Consider the following 17076-nt stretch of genomic DNA (forward strand, 5'->3'; position numbering starts at 1 on the left):
AGTTTTCTAATAGCAGAACAATAAAAAAGCCCGCACAGGGCGGGCTTGAGAGCAGCGCAGAAGGATTACTTCTTGCGCGCGTATTTCAGGGAGTCCAGCGCCACGGCGAAGATGATGATCCCGCCCTTGATGATGTACTGCCAGTAAGGGTTGATGCCGATATAGGTCAGACCGTAGTTGATCACGGTGAAGATGATCACACCGGTCACCACGCCCAGCACGGTACCGACACCGCCGCTGAAGGAGACGCCGCCCACCACGCACGCGGCAATCGCATCGAGCTCATACATAAAGCCGAGGTTGTTGGTCGCCGAGCCAATACGACCCGCTTCCAGCAGCCCGCCGAAGGCGTAGAAGACGCCGGAGAGGGCATAGATCATCAGCAGGTTCAGCGCGACGTTCACACCAGACACTTTTGCCGCTTCCGGGTTGCCGCCGATAGCGAAAATGTTCTTACCGAAGCGGGTCTTGTTCCACAGCACCCAGACAAACGCCACTGCAATCAGCGCGTAGAAGGTGATGTAGGAGAGGCGGAAGCTACCGAGCGCAATAAAGCCCTGGGTAAAGGTGGAGAAGCCGCTGTCGAAGCCCGAGATCGGCGACGCGCCGACAAAGTCGTAGTACAGGGAGTTGATACCGTACACGATAATCATCGTACCCAGCGTGGTAATAAACGGCGTTACATTCAGGTAAGCGATGATAATACCGTTGATTAAGCCGATAATCGCGCCGATAACGCAGACGATCAGCACCACCACGATAATCGGCATTGTTGCCATCTCCGGGAATACCTTGTTGGCGTTCTCCATTGATTGCAGCAGCGTAGCCGCGACTACCGCCGCCAGACCGACCTGACGTCCGGCAGAGAGGTCGGTGCCCTGGGTAACAATCAGGCCCGCGACGCCGAGCGCGATAATAATACGCACTGAAGACTGGGTCAGAATATTACTTAGGTTCAGCAGGCTTAAGAACGTAGGGTCCTGGAAAATAATAATGGCCAGCAACACTAAAAGAACGACGTAAATACCGCCATCTTTCAGATAAGTGAGAAAAGTCTTTTTATTTAACGCACTCATGAGGAGCCCCTGATCTTAAAGGTGCAAAGACGCAAGACGGAGAATTTCGTTTTGCGTTGTCGTTTTAGTATCAACAATTCCAGCGACGAGGCCATTGCTCATTACCAGAATACGGTCAGTGATGCCTAACAACTCAGGCATTTCAGAGGAGATAATAATGATCCCCTTCTCTCTTTTCGCCAGCTCAGCAATCAGCTGATAAATTTCAAACTTCGCACCCACGTCAATACCGCGCGTCGGTTCATCAAGCATCAAAATTTCCGGCTGGGTTAATAACCAGCGTCCAATAATCACTTTCTGCTGATTACCGCCGGAGAGCGAACCAATTTGCGTACGGTGGCCAGGGGTTTTAACCCGCATTGAGTCAATTACCCACTGGGTATCGCTCTTCATGCGGCTGTTATCCAGCAATCCCACTTTGTTACGGTAGTTCTGAATATTGGAGATTAATGAGTTAAATCCAATATCTAAATAGGCATAGATACCGGTCGAGCGGCGCTCCTCGGTGACCAGCGCAAAGCCATTATTAATGGCTTCGTTGGCAGTATGGTTATTAATCGCTTTACCGTGCAGCTTAATGGTGCCGCCCGATTTTTCACGGATACCAAACAGCGTCTCCACGATATCGGTACGCTTCGCGCCCACCAGCCCGGCAATCCCGAGAATTTCGCCCTTGCGCAGATCAAAGCTCACATCACGAATCGACGGCTGACGCAGGGAGGTGAGATTACGCACCTCCAGAATGGTCTCGCCCGGCGTGTTGTGCTTGTCCGGGAAGCGCTGATTAAGGGAGCGGCCGACCATCATGGCGATGATCTTATCCATATCCAGCCCTTCCAGCGGCTGGGTAGCGATCCACTGACCATCGCGCAGAACGGTAATTTCATCGCACAGCTGGAATATCTCTTCCATCTTGTGCGAGATATAAACAATACCGCAGCCACGCTCTTTCAGCTTGCGGATAATTTTAAACAGATGGTTGACCTCTTTTTCGGTCAGCGACGACGTCGGCTCATCCATAATGACGATTTTGGCGTCATAGGAGAATGCTTTCGCAATTTCGATCATCTGCATCTGGGAAACGGATAATGTCCCGACACGCGCACGGGGATCGATATCAATATCCAGCTCATCAAAGATGGCTTTCGTGTCGTGGTACATCTTATCCTGATCGACAAACACGCCTTTGGTCGGGTAACGCCCGAGCCACATGTTATCCATCACCGAACGCTGTAATACCAGGTTCAACTCCTGGTGCACCATCGAAATACCGTTTTCCAGCGCTTCTTTAGCGGAGTGGAAATCGATCTCTTTACCCTGAAATAGAATGCTGCCGGAATCTTTTTGGTAGATCCCAAAAAGGCATTTTAATAATGTCGATTTACCCGCACCGTTTTCACCCATCAATGCATGAATAGAGTGAGGACGGACTTTTAAATTGACATTATCGAGCGCCTTTACGCCGGGAAAGGACTTGTTGATATTGCTCATTTCCAACAAGAATTCACCTGACGACTGAGTATTATTGCTGACCATAATTCTACCTTGTTGGCCTGGCATATCATTTTTATAAAAGGGCGTATTAAACAATACGCCCAGTGAGAACGGTCGAACTAAATCTTATTTACCGGTAATTTGCGCCAGGTTGTCTTTATCAACACCGACGTAAGGAATACGGACAATCTTGTTCTCAATTTTCCAGGTGGTGCCATCTGCCGCACCTTTGCCATCCGCAAGGTTTTTCGCCAGATCGAAGGTCGCTTTCGCCTGGTTGTTGGCATCGTTCAGCACGGTACCGGCCATCGCGCCCGATTTCACCAGCGCCAGCGCTTCTGGCAGTGCATCGACGCCAAATACCGGAATCGCGGATTTGTTGTGTGCTTTCAGCGCTTCAACCGCACCCATTGCCATCGCATCGTTGTTGGCAATCACCACTTCGATTTTGTTGGCGTTCGGGCCAGAGAGCCACGCGTCCATTTTGTCTTTCGCCTGGGCGGTGTCCCACATTGCAGTATCTAATGCCAGCTGCTGGGTTTTGATGCCTTTGTCGTTCAGCTCTTTAATCACGTAGGTGGTACGCGCTTCAGCATCCGGGTGGCCCGGCTCGCCTTTCAGCAGCACGAACTGAATCTGACCATCTTTGTTCAGATCCCAGCCCGGGTTAGCCGCCCAGTGTTTGGCAATCAGGTCGCCCTGAATCACGCCGGACTCTTTGGAGTCAGTGCCGACGTAGTAAGCTTTGTCATAGCTATCCAGCGCTTTGCGGGAAGGCTCTTTGTTGAAGAAGACGATAGGCACATTCTGCCCGCGCGCTTTCTCGATCACCGTGCCCGCCGCAGCCGGGTCAACCAGGTTGATAGCAAGGGCTTTAACCCCTTTTGCCAGCAGGACGTCGATCTGATCATTCTGTTTGGATTGGTCGTTCTGGGAGTCGTTCATCAGCAGCTGAACATCCGGCGCCGCTTTACCGTCTTTCTCAATCGCCTTACGCACAACGGACATGAAGTTGTCGTCATATTTATAGATGGTCACACCAATACGGGTATCCGCTGCGTGTGCGGCTGCGCCAAACAGCATGCTTGCCATGACAGCAGACAGAGTCAACACCTTCTTATTCATGGTATCTCCGGTTTTATTATATGCAGGGTAGTGCTTGTGAATAGTGCTCGGCGGGTCAGTATGTTAAGAAGAGGTTACTGACACCCGACGTCCACGCTAAAAAAATTCAATCGTCCGTGTTCGGTAACGCTCCAGAAGATCGCTTTATCCGATGCTTTTACGTGAACGTTTCATTAAAAATGAATATTCACCGTTACATCGTGTTTCAGCTTCCAAAACGCTGACATCATAGTCAGCGCCTTGTTAAGATACTGTGAATTTACTCACAGATTGAAAACGGTTACATCACGACGCATTACGAGTTAGTGATCGGTGCCACATTTTGCCGCAACGCCACGGAATGACGGCGTACCAGCGTCGGCATAAAGCAGTGCGCGGCCTGCGGATCGAGCTTGCCCGCCGCCCCCTGTAGCGCCAGCTCCGTCGCCAGCCGCGCCATTGACGCCACCGGGTAGCGCACGGTGGTTAATTGCGGATCGGTGTAACGGGCAATCGGGATATCATCGAAACCAATCAGCGAGAGATGCTGCGGCACCGCAATGCCGTTATCTTTCAGCGCCGTCAGCGCGCCCGCCGCCATGCTGTCGTTGTAAGCGAAAACGGCGGTGAGTTGCAGGTTGCGCCCCAGCAGTTCTACCATCGCCGCCTCCCCGCCCTGCATATCCGGCGAACCGGTGCCAACCCAGCTGTCCGGCGCGGCAATGCCCTGCTCTTCCAGCGCACGGAACCAGCCCTCGCGGCGCGAATCGTTATCTTCAATCTGGTGGCTGGAGGCGAGGTAGCCGATGCGTTGATGGCCGTTATTCAGCAACATACGCGTCGCCATCACCGCCCCGCTGACGTTATCAAGGCAGACGCAGCGGTGGGCGTAACCGGGCACCACGCGGTTGATCAGCACCATGCCGGGGATCTGCTCCATAAAGCCCGTCAGCTCTTCATCGCTGAGCGCTTTTGAGTGCACAATCAGGGCGTTACAGCGCTGACGGATCAGCACCTCAATGGCGTGGCGCTCTTTTTCCGCCTCATGGTAACTGTTGCCAATCAGCACATATTTTTGATGTTCCTGCGCGACGGTATCGACCGCTTTGACCAGCGCGCCAAAGAAGGCATCGGAGACATCCATCACGATCACGCCGATGGTGTCGCTCACCTGCGTCGCCAGCGCCTGGGCGTTGGCGTTCGGGCGATAACCGAGCTGGGCAACCGCCTGCATCACGGTTTCGCGCGTCTCCTGGCTGACCAGGGCGCTGTTGTTGAGTACGCGGGAAACCGTCGCGACGGAGACGTTCGCATGACGGGCAACGTCACGAATGGTGATCATTTTTTCCCACCTTGTCTGAATGGCGGCACGTCACAGGCACCCCCTGGGTAAAGTAAGGAGGCTATTCTGGCAGTCGCGATGGCTTTGCTACGTGAGAGGCATCACATCAATGGAAACGGTTACATCGCATTTGTTAACGATTGTGATCCAGATCGTTATCTGCTTGTAGGAGGTAATGCGCTGCCCGCCGCACGAGCGGTGAGTTGACGCCAGAGCCACTCAACCGGCCCCTGGCGAAAACGCCTGAGCCACAGCTCGGAGAAGAGGATGTTAACCGCCCAGACGGCGGGGACGATCGCCAGCAGTTGCAGGCGGTCAAAGCGCATAAAGAGATTGAAGTGGTAAAACAGCGTGGTGCAGATCAGGGTCTGCAACAGATAGTTACTCAGCGCCATACGCCCGACGCAGGCGATTGCGCTCACCAGTTTGCTGGCGCAGATTTGCGGCCAGAAGCCCCACGCCAGTGACGCATAGCCGATGGCCTGCACCGGTGCGCTCAGCTCGCGCGGGGCCTGCAAAAAGAAGGCGCACCAGCGGTACGACCAGCCCAGTTGCCACTGGGCGACAATGGCCGGAATATTTACCGCCATTCCCGTCACCACCAGCACGGCGCCGACGCGCCGGTAGTGGCGCAGCGGGAACTGCCCTCTCATCCAGCCGCTGCGCATCAGCGCGGCACCGATCAACATTAGCCCGGCCAGCTGCCAGCCATACTGCACGCCGAGCGCCAGCAAGGCGTTTGAGAAGAGATCGCTGCGGTTGCTCAGCCCCTCCATCAGCGTGCCGCTGGTGCGCCACCAGGCCTCATACTGCACGTTAGCGGCGTCCGGCAGCCAGGAGTTATTCGGCGTGGTACCGGAGATCGCGCCAAGCAGCAGCAATACGACAATGCCGATGAGATAGAGCACCACGCCGGTATGAAACATTGCTTTCACGCTCTGCGCATCGCGAATCATTCGCCAGCCGATAAGCCCCACCAGGCCATAAGCCAGCAGAATATCGCCTTCCCAGAAGAAGAGTGCATGAATGAAACCGAGCAGCACCAGCAGCGTCAGGCGCGACTGGATCCAGCGCTTGCCGCGCGGCAGCAGCATCTGCAACCCGGCACCAAAGAGAATGGCAAACAGCGAGAGGAATTTTACCTGCGCAAAAAGGTCGAGCAGCGCCCAGGTCCAGGCATCATGCAGGGTGATGTCGCCATACCAGGCGGGATTAAGATAGGCCGCCTTCGGCAGACCAAAGGCGGTGATATTGAGCAGCAGAATGCCAAGGATGGCGAGGCCACGGATAAAATCGAGCGTGACGCTCCTTCCCATGTTGGCGCTCCCGCAATCAGTTAGTGTGGCGAACGGCGCGCAGGAACTCCTGGCGGGTGTTCTGGCTCGACTTAAACAGGCCACCGAGCGAGGTGGTGGTGGTCGCACTGGTGGCATCACGAATGCCGCGCGCTTTCACACAATAATGGACCGCATCAATCGATACCGCGACATTGTTGGTGCCAAGCAGGGTTTGCAGCGCGGTGAGGATCTGCTGGGTCAGGCGTTCCTGAACCTGCGGGCGCTGGGCGAAGAACTGCACAATGCGGTTGATTTTCGACAGGCCAATCACCGACTCTTTCGGGATGTAAGCCACCGTCGCTTTGCCGTCGATAGTGACAAAGTGGTGTTCGCAGGTGCTGGTGAGCGTTATGTCGCGCACGGTTACCATCTCATCGACCTTCATCTTATTTTCAATGACGGTGATTTTCGGGAAATTGGCGTAATCGAGGCCGGAGAAGATCTCATCGACATACATTTTGGCGATGCGATGCGGCGTTTCCATCAGGCTGTCATCATTCAGATCGAGATTGAGCAGCTGCATAATCTCGGTCATATGGCCGGCGATAAGGCGTTTACGGGTTTCATTATCCATTTGCACCGGGGGGCGCAGCGGGGTTTCCAGACCACGGGCAACCAGCGCCTCGTGCACCAGCGCCGCTTCTTTACTGAGTGATGACATATTTTCTTCTTCTCCTGCAGGTATGGCGTGCTTCGCGTGTTGCGGCGAAGTGAGGCAACATTGTGCGTGAGGTCGCGCACATAATCCACCCCCGCCGGGGATTATTATTGAAATCGCCGCTGCCTTTCAGGCGCGTCGTTTCCATACCAGAACGCCGCCAATCACCAGCGCAACCGCCGCAATGCCGAGCGCCGGTTCAAGGCGTCCGCTAAGCCAGGTCGAGAGCGCGGAGGTCATCGGGCCGACTAACTGCCCGAGCGCATAGCCGGTGGTGAGCAGCCCCGCCATATAACGCGCGTGATAGGGTGCCAGTTCGCGGCCATAGAGCAGCGAAAGCTGCACCGCGCAGAGAAAACCGCCGCCGACCAGCACCGCGCCGCACACCAGCCCGCTCAACCCCGGCAGAAGCCAGGCTGCCAGCACGCCCGCGCCCTGCAACCAGAGGACTATCGCCAGCCGCTGATGGCTCTGCCCGCAGTGGCGCAGCAGAATGCTAATACCAATGCCGATCACTGCTGAGAGGCCGAAAACCGGCCAGACAAACTGGGCAAACAGGCTGCCGGGAAAGCGCAGCGCCGCCATCTGCGACAAAAAGGTAGCGGGCAGAATATAGCCAAACCCGGCCAGGCTGTAGCTCCAGACCAGCCGTTTCAGATCGGTGGTCAGGTGCAGAGGCTGCGTCTTCACCTCCGGGCGGTGCCACTCGCCGGGCTTCGGCAAGTAGCGGGCAATCAGCGCCACCAGCAGCAGCGCCAGCACGCCATAAACTTGCCAGGCTGATGCGGCGCTTAAGCCTTTGGCCTGAATCGCCACCGCCAGCAACCCGCTTAACGCAATGCCCGCGCCCGGCCCGGCAAACACCGCCGCGCTGAGGCCCGGTTTCCCGGCATGAGCCAGCCGCTCATTGGTCCAGGCGGCAATCAGCACCATTCCCCAGCCGCTCATCGCGCCGATAATCAGCCGAATCGCGCCGTGCAAAAGCGCGTTGTCCGCCAGCGCAGAGAGGAAAGTGAGCAGCACCGCGCCGCCAATGCCAAGCCACAGGCGCACTTCGATATGCCGCTTCGCGCGCATCGCATCCCAGGCACCGAGCAGATAACCAAGGTAATTAATGGCTGCCACCAGCCCGGCGCTGGTGAGAGTGAGCTGGCCGTCGCGGATCATCAACGGCACCTGTGGCGTAAAGGCAAAACGGCCAATCCCCATCACTACCACCAGCACGATAAAACCGCACAGCGCGACGCGTAGCGCCATCTCAGCCCCCAAATGTTAATGTAAAGTTATGTTTATGATGCAGTATGTTGCGCAAGTGCGGAAGTGAAAGTTACTCACAGCGGCGTGAATTATCTGTATTATGCAGGGTTATCACTCTGTTTATCTCTGTGAAACCTGAGGAGCCCCGCATGGAATTGCTCGAAGAGCACCGCTGTTTTGAAGGCTGGCAGCAGCGCTGGCGTCACCACTCCAGCGTCCTGAACTGCGCCATGACGTTCAGCATCTTTTTACCGCCGCAGCGTAGCGATGCGCGCCCGCCGGTGCTTTACTGGCTCTCCGGCCTGACCTGCAATGATGAGAATTTCACCACCAAATCCGGTGCGCAGCGCGTCGCCTCTGAACTGGGTATTGTGCTGGTGATGCCGGATACCAGCCCGCGCGGCGATCAGGTGGCTGATGCCGACAGCTACGATCTGGGTAAAGGGGCAGGCTTCTATCTTAACGCCACGCAGCAGCCGTGGGCCGCGCACTACCGGATGTTTGATTATCTGCGCGACGAACTCCCGGCTCTTATCCAGAGCGAGTTTAACGTCAGCACCCAGGCGGCGATCAGCGGTCACTCAATGGGCGGGCACGGCGCGCTGATTATGGCGCTGAAAAACCCGGGCCGTTACACCAGCGTTTCCGCCTTTGCGCCGATTGTGAACCCGTTGCAGGTGCCGTGGGGGCAGAAAGCCTTTACTGCCTATTTAGGCGAGGATGCCAGCCAGTGGCGCGAATGGGACAGCTGTGCGCTGATGCTGGAAAGCGGCGAAGGTGACGCCATCCCGACCCTTATCGATCAGGGGGACAGCGATCAGTTCCTCGCCGATCAGCTCCAGCCAGCGCGGCTGGCAGAAGTGGCGCGGCAGAAAAGCTGGCCGCTGACCCTGCGCATTCAGCCGGGGTACGATCACAGCTACTTCTTTATCGCCTCGTTTATTGAAGATCATCTGCGCTTCCATGCGCAGCACCTCTTCCGCTAATCGTCACCCCGGCGTTTTCGCGCCGGGGTCTCTCATCAGAAGCGGTAATCAATCGCCGCAAAGTAGCGACGCCCATCTTCGTTAAAGCTGTAGTCATCCCGGCTGAGATCTTTATCGCCGAGGTTAAGCACGCCCGCGCGCAGTTTGACGTTTTTCGTCGCCTGCCACGCGCCGCCCGCATTCCAGATAACATACCCGCCCGGCGTTGCGCCCTGTGACACCGAGCGTTTTTCGCCGCTGTAGTTCGCCGAAACGTAGAACGACCACGCGTCGTTAGCCTGCCAGTCCAGCGTGCCGTTAGCGGTGTGGAACGGCAGATCCTGCAACGGTTTATTGCCACCGCCGCTCAGGTTGCGCCCGTCGTTATAGGTGTAATTCAGGGTCAGCTTCCACGCTTCATCGAACGGGATTTTCACCTCCGTCTCCACGCCCTGAATCCGCGCTTTATCAACGTTGTAGTAGCGGAACACCGGTACTCGCGCCCCACGGGCGTTACGTTCAAAGCCGACAAAGTTCGGGTAACCCGGTGCCTCGGTCAAACTGGGGGTACGGCTGATATTGATCATATCCTCAATATTGTTCTGGAAGGCGGTAACGCTGCCCTGCACGCCCTCCAGCCAGCCTTCTTCGCCGCTGTAGTAAAGCCCCAGTTCGAAGCTTTCGCTGGTTTCCGGTTTCAGCTCCGGGCTGCCGACAATCCGGCAACTGCCGCGGCAGGAGTTGGTCGCCCAGTCGGGGCTTAGCTGCAACAGCGACGGCGCTTTAAAGGCCGTTGCCCAGCCCCCTTTCACCGTGATGGTATCGGTGGCGCTCCACACCAGATAGGCGCGTGGGCTCCAGTGATCGCCATAGGTTTCGTGGTCATCCATGCGAATGCCGGTGGTCAGCGCCAGCGGCTCGACAATGCGCCACTCATCTTCAATAAACAGCGCGTACTGATTAGCAGAGGTTTTGCTGCTGGTGCCGCCGGTCAGGTTAACGGGATCGCTGAGTTTGTCATGACGCCACTCCCCGCCAAGGGTGACTAACTGATTAATCTCGCCCAGCGGCAGCACTACTTTGCCATCCACGGTGTTGCTTTCCGAACGGATAGCGCTGGCGTTGCCGGGGTTTTTGTTATCAATCTTCTCGCCGTAGAAACGCAGCTCGCTGTTAGCGCTGCCCCAGCGCCCGTTGTGCGCCAGCGAGTAATTCTGACGGTCGAGGCGGTTTTTATTCAGTGAATCAGAGTTGCGGTCCTGGCGGTCATAACCGTAACCAGCAGTAAAGTCGTGATCTTTTGTTGGCGTCCAGGCCAGTTCAACATTGCCATCGCGGCTGGTAAAGCCCTCGATGCGCGGTGACTCACCGCTGGCGGCGGTTTGCGAGGCCTGCTGCCGATCTTTTTCGCGCTTCGCCACGCCGCCAAAGGCCTTCAGCCCGAGCACGCCGTCAATCAGTGGCCCGCTGGTATAGAACTGGCCATTTTGCGTATCGCCGCGATCGCGGTGCGCCTGAATGGTGGTATCCGCTGTGATTGAGCCGCTCCAGCGCTGGCCGATTTTTTTGGTGATGATATTCACCACGCCGCCGAGGGCGTCGGAGCCATACAGCGACGACATTGGGCCGCGCACCACTTCAATGCGCTCAATCGCTTCTACCGGGATCCAGTTGAGGTCAAAATCGTTGTGGCGGAAGACGGCATTGCGCGAGTTGACGCGCTTGCCATCAATCAGGATCAGGGTGTAACTGCTGTCCAGCCCGCGCAGGCTGACGCCTTTGCGGTTATCCCCTTCATTAGTGAGCTGTACGCCGGGCACCTCTTTCAGCACATCTTTCAGGTTTTGCACCGGCCTGCGCTGTAAATCCTGCTGCGTGATGACACTGATGCTGGCAGGCGCATCTTTCAGGTTCTGCTCGCTGGCCGAAGCGGTTACCACCAGCGTTTCACCCTCCCCTGCGGCGGCCATCACCGGCAGCGCCAGCGTTAACGCGGACGCACAGAGGCCTCCCCGCATAATGGGATTCAAGGTAAACATTCCGTAACTCCATGAGGTCTGAAAAAGATTGAAAAAGTTGCTCACGTATTGCAAAACCGCGCCCCGTTACATTGACGAGGGCGTTATAAATTATGGAAACATCAGGCGCATCAATCCCGCCGGGTTCCCTTTATTTTCAGCCGCTTACCTTAATGTAAACGAGAATGATTATCAATTTCGAGAACTTAAAGTTATGTAAAGAGTGGAAGGGAAAAAGCGGGAGAGAGGGATAAAAAAACGCCCTCCGAGCAGAGGGCGTCAAGCGGGCAATTATTTGGTAAAGCGTTCCGGGAATTCCATCTCGCTGTAGCGCACAAAGCGCGTTCCTTTGCTGAACTTGTAGCCCAGCCAGATCACCAAAAAGAGCGGAATGCCGATATAGGTCGCCGTCACCGCGCCCCAGTCGATAGAGTCTTCGAGGAAGGCCTGATAGTTCTGCCCAAGCGTGATGATCAGGCAGAGCACAAAGGCGAAGATCGGCCCAATCGGGAAGAAGCCGGAGCGGTACGGCAGGTTATCCAGCGAGTGGCCCTGCGCAACATAACCGCGGCGGAAACGGTAGTGGCTGATGGCAATCCCCAGCCAGGCAATAAAGCCCGTCATGCCGGAGGTGTTGAGCAGCCACAGGTAAACGGTCTGGTTGCCAAACATCGAGGTCAGGAAGCAGAGACCGGCAATCACCGTAGTGGCATAGAGCGCATTGCGCGGCACGCCGCCTTTCGACAGCTTAGAGAAGATGCGCGGTGCTTTACCGTCGCAGGCCAGCGTGTAGAGCATACGGGTCGACGCATACATGCCCGAGTTACCCGCCGAAAGTACCGCCGTCAGGATCACCGCATTCATCACCGCCGCCGCCGAAAGCAGGCCAGCATGTTGGAACACCAGCGTGAACGGGCTGACGCTGATATCTTTCACGTCGTTACGCAGCAGGCTTGGATCGGTATAGGGAATGATCAGGCTGATAATCAGAATCGCGAAGACGTAAAAAAGCAGGATTCGCCAGAAGACCTGACGCACCGCGCGCGGAATGTTCTTCTCCGGATCTTCGGATTCACCAGCCGCAATACCGATAAGCTCGGTGCCCTGGAAGGAGAAGCCAACAATCATCGCCACGCCAATCATCGCCGAGAAACCGCCGGCAAACGGCGCGTCGCCGATGCTCCAGTTGCTCCAGCCCGCCGGTTTTTCGCCCTGGAAAATGCCGACAATCATCATCACGCCGACGATGATAAAGATGATCACAGTGGTCACTTTGATCAGCGAAAACCAGTATTCCGCTTCGCCAAAGCCTTTCACCGAGATGTAGTTAAGCAGGAAGATCACCGCCAGGAAGAGCGCGCTCCAGATCCAGCCCGGCGTATCCGGGAACCACCAGGTCATCACCAGTTGGGAAGCGACAAGGTCAACGGCGATGGTCACCGCCCAGTTGTACCAGTAGTTCCAGCCGAGGGCGAAGCCGAAGCCCTCTTCCACATATTTCTGCCCGTAGGTCGAAAAGGAGCCGGAAACCGGCATAAAGGCGGCAAGTTCGCCAAGGCTGGTCATCAGGAAATAGACCATCAGGCCAATCAGCATATAGGAGAGCAGCGCGCCGCCCGGCCCCGCTGAGGAGATGGTCGCCCCGGAGGCGACGAACAGACCGGTCCCGATGGAGCCGCCAATTGCGATCATCGTCAGATGACGCGCTTTCAGTGCACGACGAAGCGTGGTCGCTTCTGTGGTTTTTGTTTCGGAAACCATAAGAAAAAGCTATCCATCCAAAAAATGAGGCGCGATTGTAGCAGACGAAACGCGGCCCTTCCGGTGGAAAAGGTCTCTTATTAGAGACCTTCATAATTGGCCGCGAATTATAAGTAAAGCAGTGAATGGAGGATGTTGCGAGGCGAAAACGCGCTGTCAGGCGAGACCGCGCACCGAGGCGATAAACTGCTGTAACTCAGGTGTGCGCGGCTGGCTGAAGAAGGTTTTACTCGCCCCCTGCTCCCATACTTTGCCCTGATGCATAAACACCACCCGATCGCCCACTTCACGGGCGAAATTCATCTCATGGGTGACCAGAATCAGCGTCATCCCTTCTGCGGCAAGCTTCTCCAGCACCCGCAGCACCTCGCCGACCAGCTCGGGATCGAGCGCGGAGGTGATCTCATCGCAGAGTAAAACTTTCGGCTTCATCGCCAGCGCGCGGGCAATGGCAACGCGCTGCTGCTGACCGCCGGAGAGGCTCGACGGCGCATAATCGATGCGATCGCCAAGCCCGACTTTCTCCAGCATCTCCACCGCCAGCTCGCGGCAGGCTTCAGCCGGCATTTTCAGCACCCGGCGCGGCGCCAGCATCACATTTTCCAGCGCCGTCATGTGGGGAAAGAGGTTGAAGCTCTGAAACACCATCCCGACGGATCGGCTGATCTCCCGCGCCTGGGATTCACGGTCGGTCACCGTCATGCCGCCGAGTTTGATGCTGCCATCCTGGTAGCCCTCCAGCCCGTTCATGCAGCGCAACAGGGTGCTTTTGCCCGAGCCGCTGCGCCCGATAATCGACACCACTTCGCCCATCTCAATATCCAGGCTTACGCCCTTCAGCACATGGTTGTCGCCATAATATTTCTGAACATCATTAATGGTGATGAGCGGCATGGAACTTTTTCTCCAGATAACGGCTGTAGCGCGACAGCGGATAACACAGCAGGAAGTAGCCTGCGGCGACGAGGCCAAAGACTTTAAACGGCGCAAAGGTGACGTTGTTCAGCATGGTGCCCGCCTTGGTTAGTTCGACAAAGCCGATGATGGAGGCCAGCGCCGTGCCCTTCACCACCTGCACGGAAAAGCCCACCGTCGGCGCAATGGCAATGCGGATCGCCTGCGGGGCGATAACGCGAAACAGCGTCTGACCAAAGCTCAGCCCGAGACAGCGGCTGGCTTCCCACTGCCCTTTTGGCAGGGCGCGGATCGACCCGTACCAGATATCGAGCAGAAAGGCGCTGGTAAAAAGGGTTAAAGCAAGCGTGGCGGCGGTCCAGGCGCTGACATCAATACCGAACAGCCCGAGGCCAAAAAAGGCGAGGAACAGCTGCATCAGCAACGGCGTGCCCTGAAACAGCGCGGCATAGGCGCTGACAAAACGCTGCGGCCAGCGCCAGCGGCCAAGGCGCACCATCAGCAGCGGCAGGGTGACCAGCGTGCCGCAGAAAAAGGCAATCAGCGAGAGCAGCACCGTCCAGCGGGCGGCCAGCAGCAGGTTGCGCACAATATCCCAGTCGGTAAAAGTACTCATCATGCTCTGCTCCCTAACCATTTGCGCCCAATCGCCAGCAGCGCCTGGCGCATCAGCAGCGAGAGCGCGAGGTAAATCAGCGTGGTGACGAAATAGACTTCAAAACTTAAGAAGGTGCGCGACTGAATGAGGTTCGCCATAAACGTCAGCTCCTCATAAGAGACCTGCGACACCACCGACGAGCCGAGCATCACCATCACGCACTGGCTGACCAGCGCCGGGTAGATCCGCGCCAGCGCGGGCGGCAGCACCACGCGCAGGAAGGTCTGGACTTTTGTCAGGCCGAGTACGCGCGCCGCTTCCCACTGCCCTTTTGGCGTCACCTGAATGCCCGCACGAATAATCTCCGTGCTGTAGGCGCCGAGGTTAATCAGCATGGCGATCAGCGCCGCCTGCCCGGCGGTGAGCTTCAGCCCCAGCCCCGGCAACCCAAAAACAATAAAGAAGAGTTGCACAACAAACGGCGTGTTGCGGATCACCTCGACATAGATCCCCCAGAGCGTGCGCAGCACACCCGGTTTGCCGCTGCGCAGCGCCGCGCCGAGGATGCCAAGCGCGACGCCGCCCACCGTCGCCAGCAGCGTCAGGGTGATGGTTGTCCACAATCCGGCCAGCAGTTCGGGCCAGAAGGGCCAGAGCGCGGCAAAATCAAGCGTCACCGTCATCGCTTATGCGCCAAAGTTTGCGGGCAGCGGGGCCTGCATCCACTTCTGCGAGAAGCTGTTGAGCGTGCCCTCTTTCTGCGCCTGATCGACCAGCTTGTCGACCTCCGCCTTCAGCGCCGGCTGGTTTTTCATCAGCCCGATAAAGCAGGGAGAGTCCTTAAGCATAAATTTGCTCACCGGCGCCTTTTGCGGGTTCTGGCGGGCAATTGCTGCGACGACCACATTGCCTGTGGCGAGGAAGGCAACCTGGCCGGAGAGATAGGCGGAGAGCGTGGTGTTGTTATCTTCATAACGCTTCACCTGGGCATCTTTTGGCGCGATATCACTCAGCACCATATCCTCCACCGCGCCGCGGGTGACGCCGATGGTTTTGCCGCTCAGGGCTTTCGCATCGCTAAGCGTTGCGTCTTTCGGGCCAAAGACGCCGAGGAAGAACGGCGCATAGGCGCGGCTGAAATCGATCACCCGCTCACGCTCGGCGTTTTTACCGAGGCTTGAGATCACCAAATCGACTTTGTTGGTTTGTAGATAGGGTACGCGGTTTGCGCTGGTGACCGGCACCAGTTGCAACTTCACCTTCATCCCTTTCGCCAGGTAGGTGGCCATGTCGATATCGTAGCCCTGGGGCTGCAAATCGGTGCCTACCGAGCCAAACGGCGGGAAATCCTGCGGGACGGCCACGCGCAGCACGCCGCGCTGTTGAATATCCTGCAACTGATCCGCCAGCGCCTGGGCGGAACAGACCATCATCACTGCTGCACTGGCTGTCGCCATCATCCACTTTTTCATCTCAACACCTCATCGCCCATGAAACAAAAGATTCTTTGAATCACTTTTTGCAACTAATGTGCCAACGAAGCCAGTGCCTGATTCAGCGGGAGTGCGGGTTAACGTGAGGAGGCCTGCACCCCTAAAACGGTGCAGGTGCCTGCTGATGGTGCAATCAGATATCGCAGTAGCGGATAAAACGGGTCAACGCGCTGGAGAGATGTTTCTGGCGGTGATGAATCCGCCATAAGGTGCGCACCAGGCGGGGTAATGGCAGCGGGACTTCCACCAGCGTGCCGGTTTCCAGCTGTTCGGCAATCACCCGGCGCGACAGGCAGCTGATGCCAAGCCCGTGGCGCACCGCATGTTTAATCGCTTCTGAATTGCCAAGCTCCATGCCTAGCTGAAACTGCGGCAGGTGTGAGAGCAGTAGATAGTCGACGATTTCGCGGGTACCGGAGCCGCGCTCGCGCAGGATCCACGGTGCCGCGGCAAGCGCTTCCAGCGTCACCTCCCGCTGCAACAGCGGCGAGGAAGGCGGCGCAAACACCACCAGTTCATCTTCCAGCCAGGGCTCAGCGATGATCTCCGCTGCATGGCACGGCCCTTCGATAAGCCCAATATCAACACGAAAATCGGCCACGGCGGTTATCACATCCTGGCTGTTGCCGACGCTCAGCTCAAGCGGCAGCTCGGGAAAATCACGCCGGTAATGGGCGATGACCTCCGGCAGGATGTAGTTACCGATGGTGCTACTGGCGAAGACGCGGATTGCGCCGTTAGCCTCACGAAACAGCTGTTCGATTTCGCTTGCCTGCTCCAGCGCCGCCAGCGCGCGCGGATAGAGCAGCCGCCCGTGTTCATTGACCACCAGCCGTTTGCCGACGCGATCAAACAGCTGCACGCCAAGCTGGCCTTCCAGATCCGTCAATGCGGCGCTCACCGCAGATTGCGACAGCGCCAGACGCTGGGAGGCCTGGGTGGTGGAGCCGCTTTTCAGCACTTCAGCAAACACTTCAAGCTGGCGCAGGGTTATGTGCATAGGGAGTCGCTTACCACTTATAAAGATTAATTATAAATATATAATCAATTTTACCTTT

The 17076-nt window shown here is 56.9% G+C and carries 14 protein-coding genes and 1 pseudogene; 1 reads left to right on the forward strand and 14 read right to left on the reverse strand.

The window, feature by feature from the left end; translation table 11 throughout:
- Positions 1-65 precede the first annotated feature (65 nt).
- The 7 genes and pseudogenes from mglC to ACWPW2_RS13370 all read right to left on the reverse strand — a co-directional run bounded on the left by mglC (position 66) and on the right by ACWPW2_RS13370 (position 8268).
- Complete coding sequence (mglC, locus tag ACWPW2_RS13340; protein ID WP_023479719.1) at positions 66-1076, reverse strand: galactose/methyl galactoside ABC transporter permease MglC; 1011 nt, start codon at positions 1074-1076, stop codon at positions 66-68.
- Between the two features lie 15 nt (positions 1077-1091).
- Positions 1092-2612, reverse strand: coding sequence for a galactose/methyl galactoside ABC transporter ATP-binding protein MglA (mglA, locus tag ACWPW2_RS13345; protein WP_042715899.1), 1521 nt, complete (start codon positions 2610-2612; stop codon positions 1092-1094).
- Positions 2613-2696: 84 nt separating this feature from the next.
- Positions 2697-3695, reverse strand: coding sequence for a galactose/glucose ABC transporter substrate-binding protein MglB (gene mglB / locus ACWPW2_RS13350; protein ID WP_023479914.1), 999 nt, complete (start codon positions 3693-3695; stop codon positions 2697-2699).
- A 295-nt stretch (positions 3696-3990) separates the two neighbouring features.
- Positions 3991-5016, reverse strand: a complete 1026-nt coding sequence (gene galS / locus ACWPW2_RS13355; protein WP_279793029.1) for an HTH-type transcriptional regulator GalS — start codon at positions 5014-5016, stop codon at positions 3991-3993.
- A 155-nt stretch (positions 5017-5171) separates the two neighbouring features.
- Positions 5172-6332, reverse strand: coding sequence for a DUF418 domain-containing protein YeiB (gene yeiB, locus ACWPW2_RS13360; protein WP_454123455.1), 1161 nt, complete (start codon positions 6330-6332; stop codon positions 5172-5174).
- Positions 6333-6348: 16 nt separating this feature from the next.
- Positions 6349-7014, reverse strand: a complete 666-nt coding sequence (folE, locus tag ACWPW2_RS13365; RefSeq protein WP_023479844.1) for a GTP cyclohydrolase I FolE — start codon at positions 7012-7014, stop codon at positions 6349-6351.
- A 104-nt stretch (positions 7015-7118) separates the two neighbouring features.
- Positions 7119-8268: pseudogene (locus tag ACWPW2_RS13370) on the reverse strand (YbfB/YjiJ family MFS transporter).
- Positions 8269-8417: 149 nt separating this feature from the next.
- On the opposite strand from ACWPW2_RS13370, the gene fghA reads away from it, so the two are divergent.
- Positions 8418-9254, forward strand: a complete 837-nt coding sequence (gene fghA / locus ACWPW2_RS13375) for an S-formylglutathione hydrolase (RefSeq protein ID WP_023479867.1) — start codon at positions 8418-8420, stop codon at positions 9252-9254.
- Between the two features lie 35 nt (positions 9255-9289).
- On the opposite strand, the gene cirA is transcribed toward fghA, so the two are convergent.
- The 7 genes from cirA to yieE form a co-directional block, all read right to left on the reverse strand.
- Complete coding sequence (gene cirA / locus ACWPW2_RS13380; protein WP_454123458.1) at positions 9290-11272, reverse strand: catecholate siderophore receptor CirA; 1983 nt, start codon at positions 11270-11272, stop codon at positions 9290-9292.
- Positions 11273-11542: 270 nt separating this feature from the next.
- Entirely contained in the window at positions 11543-13012 is a 1470-nt protein-coding gene (locus ACWPW2_RS13385) for an amino acid permease (RefSeq protein ID WP_454123460.1), read from the reverse strand.
- A gap of 156 nt (positions 13013-13168) precedes the next feature.
- Entirely contained in the window at positions 13169-13906 is a 738-nt protein-coding gene (locus ACWPW2_RS13390; RefSeq protein WP_124967808.1) for an amino acid ABC transporter ATP-binding protein, read from the reverse strand.
- Positions 13887-14543: an amino acid ABC transporter permease gene (locus ACWPW2_RS13395; RefSeq protein ID WP_023479714.1), complete on the reverse strand. Its 657-nt coding sequence runs from the start codon at positions 14541-14543 to the stop codon at positions 13887-13889. Before ACWPW2_RS13395 ends, ACWPW2_RS13390 begins: the two co-directional genes overlap by 20 nt.
- Complete coding sequence (locus ACWPW2_RS13400) at positions 14543-15208, reverse strand: amino acid ABC transporter permease (protein WP_023479764.1); 666 nt, start codon at positions 15206-15208, stop codon at positions 14543-14545. Before ACWPW2_RS13400 ends, ACWPW2_RS13395 begins: the two co-directional genes overlap by 1 nt.
- A gap of 3 nt (positions 15209-15211) precedes the next feature.
- Positions 15212-15997 (reverse strand): transporter substrate-binding domain-containing protein, encoded by a 786-nt coding sequence (locus ACWPW2_RS13405; RefSeq protein ID WP_454123463.1) that lies wholly within the window; start codon positions 15995-15997, stop codon positions 15212-15214.
- A gap of 154 nt (positions 15998-16151) precedes the next feature.
- A complete protein-coding gene (yieE, locus tag ACWPW2_RS13410) occupies positions 16152-17018 on the reverse strand; it encodes a DNA-binding transcriptional regulator YeiE (protein WP_042712342.1) in 867 nt (288 codons plus the stop codon).
- Between the last annotated feature and the right edge of the window lie 58 nt (positions 17019-17076).

The sequence above is a fragment of the Kosakonia sp. Marseille-Q7440 genome (assembly GCF_965119485.1).